We start from the raw sequence: 17,182 nt of genomic DNA, 5'->3' as shown, positions 1-17,182 counted from the left end.
TTATGAGAAAGAAGATACTTATCGTTGACGACACAACTTTTATGAGAGAGATGCTCAAAAATGCGCTGGATCCGGAGAAATATCAGATAATCGGAGAGGCTCTTAACGGCGAGCAGGCTGTTGCACAGTTCAAGGAAAAGGACCCTGATCTTGTAATTCTTGATATCAATATGCCCAAAAAGAACGGAATCGACACCCTTAGTGAGATAATGGAAGTCAATCCCAAGGCCAATGTGATCATGTGCTCTGACCAGAAATACGACAATATGATCATGATGGCTCTTAAGAAGGGAGCCAAGGATTTTATCATTAAGCCATTTACGGCTGCAGACGTCCTTAAAGCCGTTACAAAGGTATTTGGCGAGGATGAATAGCCTAAGACGATTTAGGGCAAAATAGAGCCAAATATAAGAGAAAAATAGCACAATATGACTATAACTATTAACCTCCGCTGTGGTATGCTTTTAAAAGAATGTCAGAGAGGGGGTTATTTTTATGCTTTTTACACAGGAAAATAATGCGCTTATAGCAAAAAGACAGGGTGAAACCTTAAGAATCGAGACCTGGGGGAAGGATTCCTTCAGAATAAGAAGTACCATGTATCCCGAGTTTACAGGAAGAGACTGGGCTCTTACAGAGGACGCAGATAAGCCTGCTCCGGTTATTAAGACAGGCGAGGATGAGAACGGAATCTGCGCCGAGATAGTAAACGGAAGGATCAAGGCTACGGTTAACAGCGCCGGAGTTATCTCTTTTTACAGGGATGACAAGCTCTTTTTGAGAGAATACTTCAGATCCTACGGCGGAACTATATCCAGGGAGAGCCGCTGCCTTAAGTATGTGAACAGAGAGTACAGGGCACATAACGGCGGAGATTACCGCTTCAGCGTGAAGTTTGAGAGTAACGACGGCGAGAAGATCTTCGGAATGGGACAGTATCAGCATCCTTACACAGATCTTAAGGGCTGCGTTCTTAATCTGGAGCAGAGAAATTCGCAGATCAGTGTTCCTTTTGCGGTATCAAGTCTCGGATACGGATTTTTGTGGAATAATCCGGCTGTTGGACGAGTTACTTTTGGAAATAATTACACCGAGTGGATAGCTGAAGCCACCAAGGAGATGGACTATTGGATCACTGTATCTGACGCTCCTGCAGGAATTATTGAGAATTACACCGGGGTAACGGGAAGAGCACCTCAGATGCCTGAGGATCTCATGGGACTGTGGCAGTGCAAGCTCCGTTACAGAACCCAGGAAGAAGTATTGTCGGTTGCTCGTAAGGCCAAGGAGCTGGGAGTTAAGATCGACTGTATCGTAATCGACTTTTTCCACTGGACGGTTCAGGGCGATTGGAAGTTCGATGAGAAATACTGGCCGGATCCCAAGGCTATGTGCGATGAGCTTCACGGCATGGGAATCAAGGTCATGGTATCTGTGTGGCCTACGGTTGATAAGAGGAGCGAGCATTTCTATGAGATGCTGGAAAAGGGTCTTTTACTCAAAAATGAGAGAGGAACCCTGCAGAATTATGACTTTGAGGGCGATTGTTCGGTTCTGGATGCGACCAATCCTGAGACAAGGCAGTATGTATGGGATGTTTGCAAAAAGAATTACTATGACCTCGGAATAGATATGTTCTGGCTGGATAATTCGGAGCCGGATCTTGCGGTATATGATTTTGACAATATCAGATATTATCTGGGGCCCGGATTAGAGTGCAGCAATATTTATCCTCAGTATTACAGCAGGCTCTTTTACGAGAACATGAAGAAGCTTACGAAGGAGCCGATCGTGAATCTTCTTCGCTGCTGCTGGGCAGGAAGCCAGAAATACGGAAATGTGGTATGGTCAGGAGATGTTCCGAGTACCTTCGAAGCTCTTAAGGATCAGCTGGCTGCAGGCATTAATATGGGACTTGCGGGAATTCCATGGTGGACAACGGATATCGGCGGATTTATGACAGATGACGTGAATGACCCGGATTTCAGGCAGCTCCTTATCAGATGGTTTGAATTTGCGGTATTTTCACCGGTTCTTCGTATTCACGGTGACAGGGGACCTTACAATATCCCTACTCTTGATGACAGGACCTTCGGCGGCGGATATCTTCATACAGGTCAGCCCAACGAGCTCTGGAGCTACGGAGAGGACAATTTCAAGATCATGAAGGATCAGCTGGCTCTTCGTCATGAACTCATTCCTTACATCAAGACCCTGTATGAGGAGACTTCCAGAAACGGAGCACCTCTTCTCAGAGCCCTGTTCTATGAGTTCCCGGAGGATGAGAAGTGCTGGAATATCTATGATGAGTATATGTTCGGCGACAAATACCTCGTTGCACCTATCCTTGAGCTTAACTGCTTCGAGAGAGAAGTATATCTTCCTGAGGGCAAGTGGGAGGATATTCGTGACGGCAAGGTATATGAGGGCGGCGCTGTGATAAGCGCCAAGGCTCCGATTGAGTCAATCCCTGTATTTAAGAAGATTTGAAAAGATATATAACATATGTGACATATATAGCAATTACTAATACAGGTCAGTTGCAGTAAGGCTCTGTGACCGTAGATTAGAGAGGCTGGAAACAAAGAAAATGGCAGCATTTGAGACAAAAACCTACAGAAATGTTTTTAAAGAGATCGGCAAGACCGATGCAGAGATAGAGAAGAGGCTAAAAGATGTGGTGGATACATTCTTTTGGGACGAAGAAGAGCGTATCTATCATGACGCCGGAGAGGACATGGGGTATCTCACAGATACCGGCAACAACGATGCCAGAACAGAGGGAATGTCCTATGGAATGATGATGTGCGTTCAGCTTGATATGAAGGAGCAGTTCGACCGCATCTGGAAGTGGGCCAAGACCTATATGTTCATGACTGAAGGGGACAATGAGGGCTATTTTGCCTGGTCCTGCGAGACTACCGGCAAAAAGAATGCCGACGGACCTGCTCCCGATGGAGAAGAGTTCTTTGCTATGGCTCTGTTCTTCGCATCCCACAGATGGGGCGACGGCGAGGGAATATTTGAGTATAGCAGACAGGCCAGAGAAATCCTGGAGGCCATGGTACACAAGGGAGAAAACGGCAGAAAAGGATGCCCTATGTTTAACAGGGAGAACGGACAGATTCTCTTTGTTCCGGGTATGGATTTTACGGATCCTTCTTATCATCTGCCCCATTTCTACGAGCTGTTTGCACTGTGGGCTGATGAGAAGGACAGAGAGTTCTTCAAAAGGGCAGCGAAGGTCAGCAGAGAATATTTGGCAGGTTGCTGCCATCCTAAGACCGGTCTCAATGCCGAATATGCCAATTTTGACGGAACTCCGATGGATAAGGAACTTCCCTGGGGATTCTTCGGAAATTTCTTCAGCGACGCCTACAGAACAGCAGCCAATATCGGGTTGGATGCGGAGTGGTTCGGTGAGGACAAGGGCCAGATAGGTGTGCCGCTTAAGATGATGAAGTTCTTTGGAACCAATATTGAAGCTGTCAGATGCGTATATGCCATTGACGGAACACCGATTGATAAGACGGTGCTTCATCCTGTTGGTCTTATGGCTACAATGGCCCAGGGGGCACTGACTGTGCCTTACAGTGAGGACCCTGAGAGTGATTTTGCAGTAGCAAAGCGCTGGGTAGAGTGGTTCTGGGATCAGCCTCTCAGAAAGGGCGTTCGCAGATATTATGACAACTGCCTGTACCTTTTTGCGATGCTGGCTCTGTCAGGCAATTACAGAATATGGTGAAGATAATTACATAGCTATAGCAGCCATTACAACTCCCACAATGACTATGACAACGCCCACCGGAAGGAGGGCCCATAGTCCTTGGGGAGTTTTTTTGAGCTCATCATTCAGATAAATATCCTTGGGATTGTAGGTATTGTAATGAACAACGACGCGGGTTCCCACCTGGAGAAGATTGTCAGAGTGAGAGACTACGTCGCAGTAATGGTTGTAGGTAACGCCGCCTATGGTATAGGTGATGATATTTCTGTACTTTGGGCTGGCGTGGGGAAGGGACTGGTAGCTTGTGTCAGCCTTGGCTCCGGAGACTACACCTGATGCGGTCTTGACGAAGTCTGCCAGTGGATCTTTTTTGTTTGTAAGAAAAAGGTGGCCTTGAAGGCACAGGGCAAGGCCAAGGCAAATAATATCCCAACTGATCCTTAGCCACCGGGTAGTGTCGATCAGAAGGATGCCGGTGATCAGGATGAAAACTGCGGTGAACAATCTGATGAGAAATCTTGCGAACATCAGAATTCTAAGGGTCTGGGAGATGTCAGACACCACATAGCCTGTCCCGGCCATGCTGAGCTTGTTCTCCAGATCCTTTTTTATAAAAAAGAACATTATATAAACAACGGCCGAGGCACACAGCCAGGGCAGAAGCGCCATTATTTTATCGTTATCCATTAAAGGGATCCTCCGCAAAAAAGCACTACTTTTATAATATATCATTATTGCCTGTTTGAAACGATGGGAAATGGAGAAAAAAGCATGTGTATAGCAACATAATGGCAAAAAAACACAATGAATGAGTAGTCAGACTGCTTAGGTTCAAATATAGTAATGGATAGCTGATTTTTTGGCTGAATTAAAGACTATATAATCGGAGGCATTTATGAGAAGGAAAGGAATTTTGGCAGGTATTGTTGCTCTGGCTCTGCTGGCAGGATGCGGGCAGGAGGCAGGAAGTATAGCCAGTACCGAAGGAACAGATGTACTTGTGAGCGAGGCAGGCGCCAGCGAGAGCTTAGAGGCAGAGGCATCGGGGGAAGCAACTGCAGACAGCGCAGCTACTGAGGCTACAGAGGATGTTCAGGAAGAGCCCGTGGACGACGGAGTGGCTCTTAAGGACCTGTGCAAGGACTATTTTACCCTTGGAGTTGGTATTAACGGAAGTACGGTGGAGAATCAGACACTGAATATACCTTCCTACAAGGAATTATCACTTAAGCATTTTAACAGCTGCACCATGACTAACCTCATGAAGAGCTGCTATATTCTTGATCAGTTCGGCTCACAGGAGAGCCTGTTAAACGGCGACGGAAGCCCCGCGCTTAATTTTTACTCCATCGATCCCACACTTGAGTGGTGTCAGGAGACAGGTATGAAGATGAGAGGTCATACACTTGTATGGCATACACAGGCACCGGAGTGGTTCTTCAGAGAGGGTTATAAGGACGACGGAGAGTACGTTGACAAGGAAACAATGAGTAAGCGTATGGAGAGCTACATTCAGCAGCTTCTTACCCATGTTCAGGAGAATTATCCGGGAGTTATTTACTGCTGGGACGTTGTAAATGAGGCAGTTGATCCCGAGAGCGCTGATCCGAACAGTGATTTCAAGTGCAGAACCACCTGCGGAGACCAGGCCAATCCCTGGTATGAGACTATTGGTCCCGACTACGTGGAGCTGGCATTTACCTATGCAAGAAAATATGCAGACAGCGATGTTAAGCTCTTTTACAACGATTACAACACCTTCCAGGTTCCAAAGACAGAGGGCATCTATACACTGTGCTCCTCACTTAAGGAAAAAGGCCTTATAGACGGCATCGGAATGCAGGGTTATTGGGGAATTGATTATCCCGAGATCTCAGAGATCAAGACTGCTATGGAGAAATTCGCAAGTCTCGACCTGGAGATTCAGATCACGGAGCTGTCCGTTGGTGTTGATAAGGAAAATGATGAGTGGTTCGAGAAGCAGGCCAACAAATACGAGGAAATCTTCGAGATGATATATGAGATGGATTCAGATAACGGCGGCCCTGCAAACATAACAAATGTTACCTTATTTGGTCTTGTGGATCATTACCGCAAGGAGGATACAACCAACACTCGTATCTTCGACAGAAACTATGAACCCAAGCCTTCCTACTACAAGATCAAGGCTGTAATGGAAGAACACGCGAACTAATATTTTGATAATAATTTAATAAATCATCGATAAGAAATCAGCGGTTTCTATGGTATTATTAATCATACGGGAGGAGCAGAACTGCTTTCATTGGTACATTGGATACAGGAGGTACCGTATGCAAAGACGTATGACTACAGAGGAACTGCTGGTTTCTTTTGATGATGCCATTAAACATGGCCATATTTTTGCGTATTATCAGCCCCAGTTCAATCATTCCACCGGCAGAATGACAGGTGCAGAGGCCCTTATGAGATGGGTGGATCCTGAGGCCGGTATGCAGTATCCTTCTGACTTTATCCCGGTGCTGGAGGAGAATGATCTTCTGTATTTCGCAGATATTCAAATGGTTGAGATGACCTGCCGGTTTCTGAGGCAGTGTATCGACGATGACATTCCCGTTATTCCCATTTCTTTTAACATGTCAAGAAACGATATCTTCAAGCATGAGTATGTTGAAGATGTTGAAAATATCAGAAAAAAATACGATATTCCCGTGAAGTACCTCAGGGTAGAGATAACAGAGACCTCCGCCATAGGCGGAATGGAGCTGATGTCCTCTGTGATCGGCAGATTCCATGAGCTGGGATATATTGTTGAGATGGACGATTTCGGCAGCGGGTATTCCTCGCTCAATATCCTTAAGGATCTGGACGTGGATATTATTAAGCTTGATCTGAATTTCCTGAACGGTAATGTGAGCGGCCGCGGCGGAATAATCATAAGGAGCGTCGTTCAGATGGCAAAATGGCTACGGACGCCTATTATCGTTGAGGGCGTGGAAACCATTGAACAGGCGGATTTTATGAAAAGCATCGGATGTTATTATATTCAGGGCTATCTGTACTCCAAGCCGCTTCCGGAGGAGGAATTCCTGGAAAAAATGAGTCTTGCTCACCATGAACCAACCAAGAGTCCCATTGACCTTCTCAAGACCTTTAATGCGGACAATTTCTGGGATCCGAATTCATTGGAGACGCTGATCTTCAACAATTTCGTCGGAGGAGCTGCTGTTTTTTCCTATAACGAGGGAAGGCTTGAGTTTATCAGAGTTAACAGGAAGTACATCGAAGAGATCGGAATGAATATATCCGAGAGGGATTTCATTGAATCCAACCCTTGGAAATACTTTGAAACTGACGGTAAAAAGCTATTCATAGATACGATTAAAAAGGCAATTGACAGCGCCGAAGAGGAGACCTGTGAGGTATGGATGACGCTTACCTCTGATTGCTGCGGCACTGACAGGATGTGTATCAGATATCACCTTAGGGTAATCGGAAATGCCGGGGATGAATACCTTATTTATTCAATAATCAGCAATATTACGGCAGAGAAAAAGAGCTATAGGGATCTGTATGAGAGCGAGCGTAAATTCGCATTTGCAAGTGAGCATACCAATACCTATGCCTGGGAATATACGATCGCCACGAAGGAGATGCGGCCATGCTTTAGGTGTATGCGTGATCTGGGGCTCCCGCCACTTATCAGGAATTATCCCGAGCCGGTGATAGAGAGCGGTCTGTTCCAGCCGGACTATGCGGAAATGTACAGGGAGTGGCACAGGCAGCTGGCTGCGGGAATCGGCAGCCTTGAGGCGGTAATGCCATTGACGGCGGCGAGGATAATGTTCAAGGTGAAATATACGACGGAATTTGACGAAAATGGAGTGCCGGTGCGGGCGTACGGGTCGGCGACTCCGCTGCAGTAGTAAGGGAGAAAACTATGTCGAGAGAAACCGGTAAAGAACTCAGAAACAAAGTAATGTACCAGATTTTTGTCCGAAACTTCAGCAAGGAGGGAACTTTCAAGGCTATCACACCGGAGCTTCCAAGGATTCATGACCTGGGAGTTGATATTGTGTGGTTTGCTCCGATCCATCCAATCGGCAAAAAGGCGAGGAAGGGGAGTCTGGGGTCTCCCTATGCAATAAGCGATTACAGGAAGATCAATCCGGAATATGGCACAATGGACGATTTTAAGGCCATTGTGGAGGCCATACATGAGCAGGGGATGAAGTGCATCATTGATGTGGTCTACAATCACACGTCTCCTGATTCTGTCCTTGCCAAGGAGCATCCCGAGTGGTTCTATCACAAGGCTGACGGCTCCTTTGGAAACAGAGTTGGTGACTGGACGGATATCATAGATCTGGACTATGCCAATGAGGGACTCTGGGATTATCAGATTGAGACACTTAAGATGTGGGCAGAGATAGTTGACGGCTTCCGCTGCGATGTGGCGCCGCTGGTTCCTATAGATTTCTGGCTGAGGGCAAGAAAAGAGGTTGAGGAGGTAAGACCCGACTGCATCTGGCTCAGCGAGTCGGTGGATCCCGGATTTATCATGACGATGAGAGATATGGGGCTGACAGCCCAGTCTGACTGCGAGATGTATCAGGCCTTCGATATTCTCTACGACTATGACATCTATGAGAAGATGACGGAATATGCCGCCGGAAAAGGGCCTTTACAGGCTTATTCAGAGGCGATAAACAGACAGGAGTATATTTATCCCGATAACTATGTAAAGCTCCGTTTTTTGGAGAATCATGACCAGCCGAGGGCACGTTTTCTTTTCCCGGATGAGAGGGCACTTAGAAATGCCACTGCCTTTTTGTATTTCCAGAAGGGTATGACTCTTATTTACGCGGGGCAGGAAAAGGGTGTGAGTCATCTGCCAAGCCTTTTTGACAAGGACGAAGTAGATTGGAAATCCAAGGAAAACATTGATCTTGGGGACCTTATGAAGCGCCTGTATGAAATCAAGCAGGATGAGCTCTTTACAGACAGTACCTACAGGACCAAGACCTACGAGGATAACGTTCTGAAGGCTATCCATAGCAGGGGCGGCAAAAAGATCATCGGTATCTTCTCTTTCAAGGGTGAGCCGGGAATAATCCCTATTCATGCTCAGGACGGATGCTATGAGAATCTTATAGACGGCAGCACCGTGGAGATAATGCACGGCTATGTCAGTCTCAAGGGCGAGCCGGTGATAATTGATATATCCTAAAGTGTCATTCGTCCGATTTCAAGTGTCATTCGTCAGAAAATCAACACTTATAGTCCAAAGTATGATATAAAAAGATGTATCTGTAACATATAAAAGAAAGTATTGGGAGAGGAAAAATATGTTTTACATTAATCCGACAAGTTGCAAGAGCAACGTGTCCACTTTTGAGAACGCCCAGGCAGAGCTCAAGAATCTGAGTGCGCAGATTGAACAGGTAAGGAATGATCTTCCTATGGAGACACGGTCATCGGGATCCATCGATGCCGCACTTCAGAGCTGCATAGACAACGTTCTGGTCTGCAGCGTGGCTATGGGGAAGCTTGGTACCGCACTTGGGGTTATCTGCGATACCTATTCCAAGACCGAAGAGGGTATCTTGGGGAAAATGGCGAAAAGCTCAGATTATACAAATGGCGAAAATTCATCTGCAGCAGGAGGAGATTCAGGTAGTGGAGAATCCAGTCCGGATCCTAATACGCCGTTTGATGACAACGGTTGGTATGGCGGTAAACAGGCCGGTCCAAAGAGTGCTACCGGAGATGAGAGAGATGCATTATATGACATAGTAAGGAAATATTATCCTGAAATGACTGATGATGAGATCAAGGATTATTTGAAAAAGCTTAATGACGAGGGCTGCGGATACGTAGCAATCGCCAATAGTATTTTTAAAGAATTCGAAGGCAAGGAAGAGCTATTCGAAAAGAAATTCGGATTCCCTATGGTTAACCCGGATACCGGAGAACTTAATTATAATATGCTTGTTACTGACCTGTACGCTGCTACAGATAACCATAATCTTCACGATGGATTCTGGATTTTCGACAGTGATGAGGTAAATCCTTCCGAAGATGCTTCAGCGACAGATGGATGGGGAACAACGGAAGGCTCCAGAAAGTATAGAGCGGAATTGTATTTGAAGGATAAGGGAATAAAATGCAATATTGATAACTCGATCGAAATTACACCCGAAAACTTCCATGATTATGATGACGGTTCTGTAATTATGCGTGCAGATCACTTTACTCTCATTGATGAAAAGGGGAATACCAAGTATGTTGAAGGTGGTCACGCCATGACTGTTACAGGAGTTACTGAGGATGGCATGCTGATAGTTTCTTCCTGGGGCAAGAAGTATTACCTTGATCCTACGGCAGAAGGATGCAGCTATAGTTACGCATATTATGATTATACGGTAAAGGGAAAATAATAAATGAACACAGAGCTTATACAGTTTTACAAATATCTGATAACTGATTATATAAAAGGCCTTGGAGTTTTTGATGAAGCAGAAAGGCATTTGAAAGAAGCGGGCGTAGCCACAGTAAAGGAAGAAGAGAAAGATGCTTATCAGAAAACCGATGTTACAGGCTACGATTATTTTTATCTTAGCAGTATCGTACGGGTCGATAAAATACCGGATGATATTAAAAAAGAACTGATCGCAGCCATGGAAAATAAGGCTGACAGTAGTCTCATGGAGCGGGCCAAAACGCTGGCAGTTTCTCTTATTCCCGAGGTTCTGATGGCAGACAGAAACAATAGCAAAAATTTTACTTTGATGCGTTATGATCTGGGAGATGACGGTTTTGTTGCGGATGATGAGATAGCCTTTGGCTTTGCAAGTGATGCTTCCTTTGATGAGAAGGGCTGCTTTGTTTCCAAGAAAAGTGAAGATGAGCGTGTGAATTATATGTTTGGCCAAAAGGAAGCAATACAAAAGGCATTCCTGGATAAAACGGGCTATAAATTAAGACTTTTTGTAAGAATCTGATAATAATAGGAGAGAGAAAAATGCGAAAAAAGTTTGTAGCAGCAGTGCTGGCGGGGATAACAGCACTTGCGATGCTTACTGCATGTGAGGATAAAAAGGAGGCGGAGAAGAGCTTTTTTGACAGAGAGCAGATAAGTTCGGTTGTCATTGAGGATGCGGTTAAGGGATATTATGAGGATGATCTGGAAATAGAGCTTGGTAATAATGAATTATCCGTTTTCATGTCGTTAGTTCCCGAACTTGAACTCAGAGATGGGCAGAGTGGACAATTAAATTGCCTAGGCGGATCCTACAATATTGTCTGCAGGAATGAGAGCGGAGACGCAGTTTATACCTTCACTGTAGACTCTTCTCATAACCTTAACATGGATGACAAATACCTGTGGCATAACGAAGCAGCAGATGAGTTCTTTGACAAGCTTGAGAACAAATACGGGCTTAAAACCTCAGAGAACTATAGTCGTAATCCCGGAGAAGGATATTTTAGTGTGACAGATCGTATAGCCAAGATTGATTTTAGGGAGTATACAGAGACGAATTTCGATGAAGGTGTGGAGTATACCTTGACGGAAAAAGAAGTTGAAGAGCTTAAGGACGGCGTAAGCAGTGCAGCATTTTCATCGGAGCAGACTGCAAATAAGGATGAGTTCCTGTACATGATCTGGACCTATGATAAGTGGGGAAGTCTTATTTATCAGATAGTGGTCAGAAGTGATGTAGTAGAGATCAATGACAGAGCAGTCGATTATGATTCTGTAAAAGACTGGCTGAAGAAGATTGAAGATGTAAGCGGATATGTAAGAGAATAAAAAAGCAGCCATGGGAACGTGATGTTGATATCGTTCCCATGGCTGTTATTTATGGGGCTTGAAGGTGTTATCGCAGCTAAAGTTTGCATCGGATATTTTCACAACCTGCGTGGCATTTGGCCTATTCAGAGCTAATCTATGGAAAGAGGTATTTTGATATCTTATGGATAATAAATCAAAAAACAGCCTGTGGTCGTATCTTCCGATCACATTTCTGACAGCATTATTCTGCTGCGTGTTATGGGGAAGTGCGTCTCCGGCGATCAAAATAGCATATGAACTGTTCAGGATACCGCCGGAGGATACAGCGTCGAGACTTATGCTGGCCGGGGCGAGATTCCTGCTGGCGGGGATAATGACGATAGCATTTGGCTCTGTCATTTCCCGGAAGGTTCTTGTTCCGAAGAGGGAATCCTTGAAATATATTGGGATACTATCTCTTTTGCAGACTATAGGACAGTATTTCTTCTTTTTCATGTCACTGGCCTATATCAGCGGAGTCAGGGGCTCTATAATCAATGCTTCAGGCAATTTCCTGGCAATCATTATTGCTGTGTGCATCTTCAGGCTGGAGAAGCTTACGGTAAAAAAGCTGGTGGGCTGCATCGTGGGATTTGCAGGAATTGTGCTGATTCTTGGCGGCGTGAGAGCCTTGGTAAGTGGAGGAAGCATAAGCTTTCAGGGAGAAGGGGCAATGCTGATGGCAGCGCTTTTCTATGCTTTTTCTTCCTGCTGCATCAAGATTTTTTCAAAGCATGAGAATCCTGTGGTGCTGAGCGGATATCAGTTCATGCAGGGAGGTCTGGTATTGTATATTATCGGCGCTGCAATGGGCGGACAGCTGGTATTTTGGAGCAGTGGATGCGCATACAACCTGATCTATATGGGATTTATTTCTGCGGGGGCCTATACGCTGTGGGGCGTTCTGCTCAAGCACAATCCGGTGAGCCGTGTTTCGGTGTTTGGATTTATCAATCCTGTTATGGGCGTGCTGCTGTCGGCATTATTCCTGGGAGAGAACAAGGAAGCGTTCTCAATTACCGGTATGCTGGCACTATTACTGGTCGCAGCAGGCATATTGATTGTAAATATTGAGATCAAGGAGAGGAAATAAGACCTCTCCCTATATGGTTTTGAGGATATCTCATTTTTGTTGTAAATGATAAAATAAGAATAAGAACCAATATACAATTGTTGACGTAAATAACTTTTGGAGAAGTGGTATGAAGAAGAAACAGGGCATTTTGTCATATTTTCTGATAATACTTGGGGCGGTCATGGCGAGCTTTTCCGTTGCTCTGATACTGCTTCCCAATGATGCGATAGATTACGGAACCGCCGGGGTTGCCATTATTATCAGCAAGCTCACGGGAATCCAATTGTCAATGTGCGTGTTGTTCGTCTTTCTGCCATTCATTGTGGCGGGTTATATCTTTTTGGGCAAAAAATTCACTGTCAAAGCCGCAGTGGGTTCAATAGTCTATATGGTTGGCCTTGATTTCTTTGAGAATATTCCCTTTGAACTAAATACGGAGCACTTCCTGGCTGTGGCCTTCGGAGGAGCAATTCTCGGTGCGGGGCTGGCGCTGATCCTAAGAAATGGCGGATGCATTGACGGCTCAGAGATACTGGCTAATATTGTGGTTAAGAAGCTCTCAGACAAGACTGGGCGAAATTACAGTCTGACGCCTATGCTGCTGGGCTTCAATGCGCTGGTGTATATCACGGTTTTTGCAGTTATTGATGCAACGGCGGCGCTACTTAGTCTGCTGGTATATGTGGTTGCTACTGCTGTTATCGACCACTATACCGATCACTTCGAAGCAATCAAGCAGGTAACCATAATAACCCAGGATCCCGACGGAATCATCAGAGATATCAAGGAGAAGCTGAATAAGACCTGTACCATCATGGATTCCCGCGGTGCCATTGCAGGAGAGAACAATACACTTATCTGCTATATCAGCTACTTTGAACTGCCGATGATGAAGGAAATAATTTCCATACATTCGGGTAGTTTCAGCACGGTTTCTACAATTGATGAGATTTTGAGATAACGTTTGATACCATAAGAACGGAGAGAATGTCCAATGATCACATATAATTCAGCGGTAATTACAGATGACTGCAGCGGGGCAGTGCAGCTCGCCGCAGCAGCGGTCAGAAGAGATATTGAGAGTACCTGCCTTGAAACCGATAAAAAGGGCGTTGATATTGCTCTTTTGCAGGATTCAGGGGTAAAAAAAGAGTGCTTCCGTATAAGCGTCCATAATGAGAACGAAGTTAAGCGTCTTATGATAGGCGCTTCTGATGATTTTGGGGCGATTTACGGCCTTTTTTATGTGAGTAAGATATTTCTTGGGGTAAAGGAATTCTGGTTCTGGAATGAGCAGAATTTTGCGAAAAAAGAAGGGTACCCTGTGCCGGAGGATTTCACCTATGAGTCCAGGCCCTTTAAAGTTAAATATCGCGGCTGGTTTATTAACGACGAGGTGCTCTTTGACGGCTGGATCAGGGATAAGGATCCGGAGATGCCCTGGAGAATGGCCTTTGAGGCTCTTCTACGCTGCGGCGGTAACATGACAATCCCCGGGACGGACTTCAATGCCCACAAATACAAGAAGCTGGCGGGAGACTACGGGTTATATATCACCCATCATCACGCAGAGCCCATGGGAGCGAGGATGTTTGCGAGAGCTTATCCGGAGCTTGAGGCTTCCTACGACAAGTATCCCGAGCTGTTCAAGGGGCTGTGGGAAGAGGCTATAGAAGATCAGAAGGGGCTTAAGGTCATATGGAACATAGGCTTCAGAGGACAGGGTGACAGGCCCTTCTGGATTGACGATCCCGCCTATGATACACCGGAGAGCCGCGGCAAGCTCATGAGCGATCTTATGCTGGTTCAGTACAATATGATCCGGAAAAAGGACCCTGAGGCCGTCTGCTGTATGAATCTCTACGGCGAGATTATGGAGCTGTACAGGGACGGATACATGGATATACCAAAGGACGTTATCAAGATATGGGCAGACAACGGATTCGGCAAAATGGTCTCCAGAAGGCAGAATAATCACAACCCAAGAGTATATGCTCTTCCTGACCAAAAAGATGATGGAGCCGGCGCCAACGGAATTTATTACCATGCAAGCTTCTATGACCTGCAGGCGGCAGCCATGATGACAATGCTGCCCAATTCGCCGGAGTTTGTGGCTTCGGAGTTGTCGCAGGTGTTCGAGAAAGGCGCAGATGATTTCTGGATCATCAACTGTTCCAATGTTAAGCCCCATACCTATTATCTCCAGCTGATATCAAGGATATGGAAGGGTGAGACTGATTCAGGCAATATTGAAGCTTTTACGCATGGCTACTGCGATGACTATTATGGTTTCGAGTATTGCTCGGAGATTTCGGAGTTGTATAAAAAGTGGCCTGAATATGCCATTTCCTACGGCCAACATGAGGATGACCACGCAGGAGAGCAGTTCCCAAATCATGGAGCAAGAATACTGGCCTGTGCGTTTATTGCAGGTTTCGACAGGAAGGATCCGGAGTATACGGATAAGACCCCGGAGCTTAACTGGCTGATAGAGGCGGATACGCTGCGGCAGCAGGTTGTATGGCTGCTTGCGAAGTATGAGGAAGGTGCTCGGGGATACAAGGAGTATCTGGAGAAGTGCCTCGCGGTAAAGGAATTCATTGAGAGTGATGGGGCAGCTCACATCGCGGAGCAGCTTGAGAACAACCTGATAATACAGGTGAAGTATATGTATTATAGCTATCTCGGAGCTTATCACATTTGTAGAGCGCTCCTTAAGTGCCTTGATCCGGATAGCAAAGACGCAAATGGCGAGAGTTTTATTGGAGCCATGGAAGAGACCGGTGAAGGCAGAACTATAGACTACCTCAGCGCCTTCTACGAAGCGGGGCTGGCACGAAAGGCCTTTTACGAGGGCTATCAGGATATGCGTGCTCATGAGCATGGAATCTGGGAGAATTTCTATGAGAACGACTGTGAAGCAGACATAAGACAGTCCTATCACGTGGCGGAGAGCCTTATGTCGTACCTGCGAGTCCTGGGAGATGGCCCGCATTTTTACAAGTGGCAGAGGCATTTCCAGCAGGGGGCCGGCGGAGACAAGGTACATCTGATACTCAGGATCAAGGCACATCTTACGGATCTTGAAGTGTGGGAACTGATGGATGAGGCAAATAAAAAATATTGATATTTTTTATAACGTTCACACATGAAATAACATGCGTTTGGCAAAGGCGTTACGATACTCACTGGGTGTAAGCCCGGTGAGTTTTTTGTAGGTGCGGGCAAAATTGTGGACATCGGAAAAACCAAGCTCGGCGGCGATATCTGTTATGGGCTTGTCATTGTCGGTGAGCATGAAGTTGGCGGCGTCGATTTTCTGGTTGAGAATATACTGCTTCAGCGGAATGCCTCTTATTTCGGCAAATAGATGGGACAGATACTTGGCATTATAGCCAAATTCTTCTGCTATCTCCGTGATCTTAAGGTTTCGGTGAAGGTTTCTCTGAATATAATCGATTATATCCCTGTAGATCTGCTTTTTCTCAAGAGTGTCGGCATTTGTCATGGAGTCGGAAAAGAGCTGACCGTAGAGCTCGCAGACAATGCTGGTCACCATGGCATTCAATGATACGGTGGGATAATTGTTTTTTACAATATCCTGCAATTGCTTCATCTGAACAACGATCTTCTCGGGCATGGGAATAGCGCCCTTTTGCGGAATGCAGAAGGAGCGGGAGAAGCCGGAATCCTTAACGATCTTCTCAGTGCTGTTGATTGTAAGAGGAAGGTCCGTTACGGGTACGCCAAAATGCATCCAGTAGAAGGAGCAGTAGGCCTCCTTGTAGCCGATCCTATAGCCGTTACTGGGCGGAAGGAGCAGATATTCCCCTTTTTTTACGCAGAAATTGTCGCTGCAATAGCTAAGATACAGCTCTCCCTCAGTCATAATGATGAGCTCATAGTCCCTAAGAGGGAACTTCTCGTGCTTCCAGTCCGAGGACAGGGCCTTAAATTTGCCGGTGTAGGAATATGTAAATTGTTGGTTTTCAGGAAGAACTATATGCTTCATGGGCGCTCCTTTTGATAATTACAAGTATAGCATGGAGGTAATTACAAATAGCAAAAACTTGCATATACCTCAAACTATGTTATTATTAACCCAAGAAAACAGAATAAGACGGAAGGTGCTTGTGGGCATTTGCTGCACAAGTGAAAAGGGAAGCGGGTGAGAATCCCGCACGATCTCGTCACCGTGTTTCGAGAGCTTTTTTCATTATGTCACTGGAGTGGTCCGGGAAGGCGAAAGAAGCGAGACTGTAGTCATATCGATCAGCCGGGAGACCTGCCTGTCGTCGTACATGGGAAACCAAGTCACGAGGAATTGACTGTACAAAGCTATGTAGGTAAATGCCCGAAATGAGCGTATCGGCGCATTTGCTTTGATTTTGTGCACATAAAAGTCTTCACCATCTTGGTGGAGACTTTTTTTGTTTAATAGACTAACTATTAAATGTCAAGTTAAAACGAAGAGGTTTGTTTAATAATCAGTACCTTGAAAATTGCATGACAAATAGAGCATCCTTATGGGTGCTCAAATAGAATGAGGGATATTAATAGCATTATG

At 45.6% G+C, this 17,182-nt stretch carries 14 protein-coding genes and 1 riboswitch; of the genes, 12 read left to right on the top strand and 2 right to left on the bottom strand.

All coding sequences use genetic code 11. The annotated features are described in order from the left end of the window. Positions 1-2 precede the first annotated feature (2 nt). The 3 genes from NXH67_RS01840 (at position 3) to NXH67_RS01830 (ending at position 3,745) form a co-directional block, all read left to right on the top strand. Positions 3-374: a response regulator gene (locus tag NXH67_RS01840; protein WP_272796169.1), complete on the top strand. Its 372-nt coding sequence runs from the start codon at positions 3-5 to the stop codon at positions 372-374. A 121-nt stretch (positions 375-495) separates the two neighbouring features. Then, on the top strand, positions 496-2,490 hold the full coding sequence (locus NXH67_RS01835) for a glycoside hydrolase family 31 protein (protein ID WP_272796168.1): 1,995 nt from the start codon (positions 496-498) through the stop codon (positions 2,488-2,490). 100 nt (positions 2,491-2,590) lie between these two features. Then, positions 2,591-3,745 (top strand): glycosyl hydrolase family 8, encoded by a 1,155-nt coding sequence (locus NXH67_RS01830; protein ID WP_272796167.1) that lies wholly within the window; start codon positions 2,591-2,593, stop codon positions 3,743-3,745. 6 nt (positions 3,746-3,751) lie between these two features. Here NXH67_RS01830 and NXH67_RS01825 read toward each other — a convergent pair whose 3' ends face one another. Then, positions 3,752-4,414, bottom strand: a complete 663-nt coding sequence (locus NXH67_RS01825) for a DUF3592 domain-containing protein (protein WP_022778328.1) — start codon at positions 4,412-4,414, stop codon at positions 3,752-3,754. A 208-nt stretch (positions 4,415-4,622) separates the two neighbouring features. Here NXH67_RS01825 and NXH67_RS01820 point away from each other — a divergent pair, with 208 nt between their 5' ends. The 9 genes from NXH67_RS01820 to NXH67_RS01780 all read left to right on the top strand — a co-directional run bounded on the left by NXH67_RS01820 (position 4,623) and on the right by NXH67_RS01780 (position 15,742). Continuing rightward, positions 4,623-5,921, top strand: coding sequence for an endo-1,4-beta-xylanase (locus NXH67_RS01820; RefSeq protein WP_272796166.1), 1,299 nt, complete (start codon positions 4,623-4,625; stop codon positions 5,919-5,921). A gap of 118 nt (positions 5,922-6,039) precedes the next feature. Then, positions 6,040-7,632 carry an EAL domain-containing protein gene (locus NXH67_RS01815; protein WP_272796165.1) on the top strand — a complete coding sequence of 531 codons (1,593 nt, stop codon included), beginning with the start codon at positions 6,040-6,042 and terminating at the stop codon, positions 7,630-7,632. A gap of 14 nt (positions 7,633-7,646) precedes the next feature. Beyond that, positions 7,647-8,936 (top strand): alpha-amylase family glycosyl hydrolase, encoded by a 1,290-nt coding sequence (locus NXH67_RS01810; RefSeq protein WP_272796164.1) that lies wholly within the window; start codon positions 7,647-7,649, stop codon positions 8,934-8,936. Between the two features lie 118 nt (positions 8,937-9,054). Continuing rightward, positions 9,055-10,146, top strand: coding sequence for a hypothetical protein (locus tag NXH67_RS01805; protein WP_272796163.1), 1,092 nt, complete (start codon positions 9,055-9,057; stop codon positions 10,144-10,146). Between the two features lie 3 nt (positions 10,147-10,149). After that, positions 10,150-10,710: a hypothetical protein gene (locus NXH67_RS01800; RefSeq protein WP_022778323.1), complete on the top strand. Its 561-nt coding sequence runs from the start codon at positions 10,150-10,152 to the stop codon at positions 10,708-10,710. Positions 10,711-10,730: 20 nt separating this feature from the next. Continuing rightward, positions 10,731-11,519, top strand: a complete 789-nt coding sequence (locus tag NXH67_RS01795; protein WP_272796162.1) for a hypothetical protein — start codon at positions 10,731-10,733, stop codon at positions 11,517-11,519. 163 nt (positions 11,520-11,682) lie between these two features. Then, complete coding sequence (locus NXH67_RS01790; protein WP_272796161.1) at positions 11,683-12,633, top strand: DMT family transporter; 951 nt, start codon at positions 11,683-11,685, stop codon at positions 12,631-12,633. Positions 12,634-12,742: 109 nt separating this feature from the next. Beyond that, a complete protein-coding gene (locus NXH67_RS01785; protein WP_272796160.1) occupies positions 12,743-13,576 on the top strand; it encodes a YitT family protein in 834 nt (277 codons plus the stop codon). A 33-nt stretch (positions 13,577-13,609) separates the two neighbouring features. Beyond that, positions 13,610-15,742, top strand: coding sequence for a glycosyl hydrolase 115 family protein (locus NXH67_RS01780; RefSeq protein WP_272796159.1), 2,133 nt, complete (start codon positions 13,610-13,612; stop codon positions 15,740-15,742). 15 nt (positions 15,743-15,757) lie between these two features. Here the strand turns inward: NXH67_RS01780 and NXH67_RS01775 are convergent, their stop codons facing one another. Next, a complete protein-coding gene (locus tag NXH67_RS01775; protein ID WP_022778318.1) occupies positions 15,758-16,627 on the bottom strand; it encodes a helix-turn-helix domain-containing protein in 870 nt (289 codons plus the stop codon). Positions 16,628-16,723: 96 nt separating this feature from the next. After that, a riboswitch (cobalamin riboswitch) is annotated at positions 16,724-16,922 on the top strand. The last annotated feature ends 260 nt before the right edge of the window (positions 16,923-17,182 follow it).

The sequence above is a fragment of the Butyrivibrio sp. DSM 10294 genome (assembly GCF_028539135.1).
Taxonomy (GTDB): domain Bacteria; phylum Bacillota; class Clostridia; order Lachnospirales; family Lachnospiraceae; genus Butyrivibrio.
Note: the sequence above shows the minus strand (reverse complement) of the source record. Positions and strands in the feature narration are given on the sequence as shown.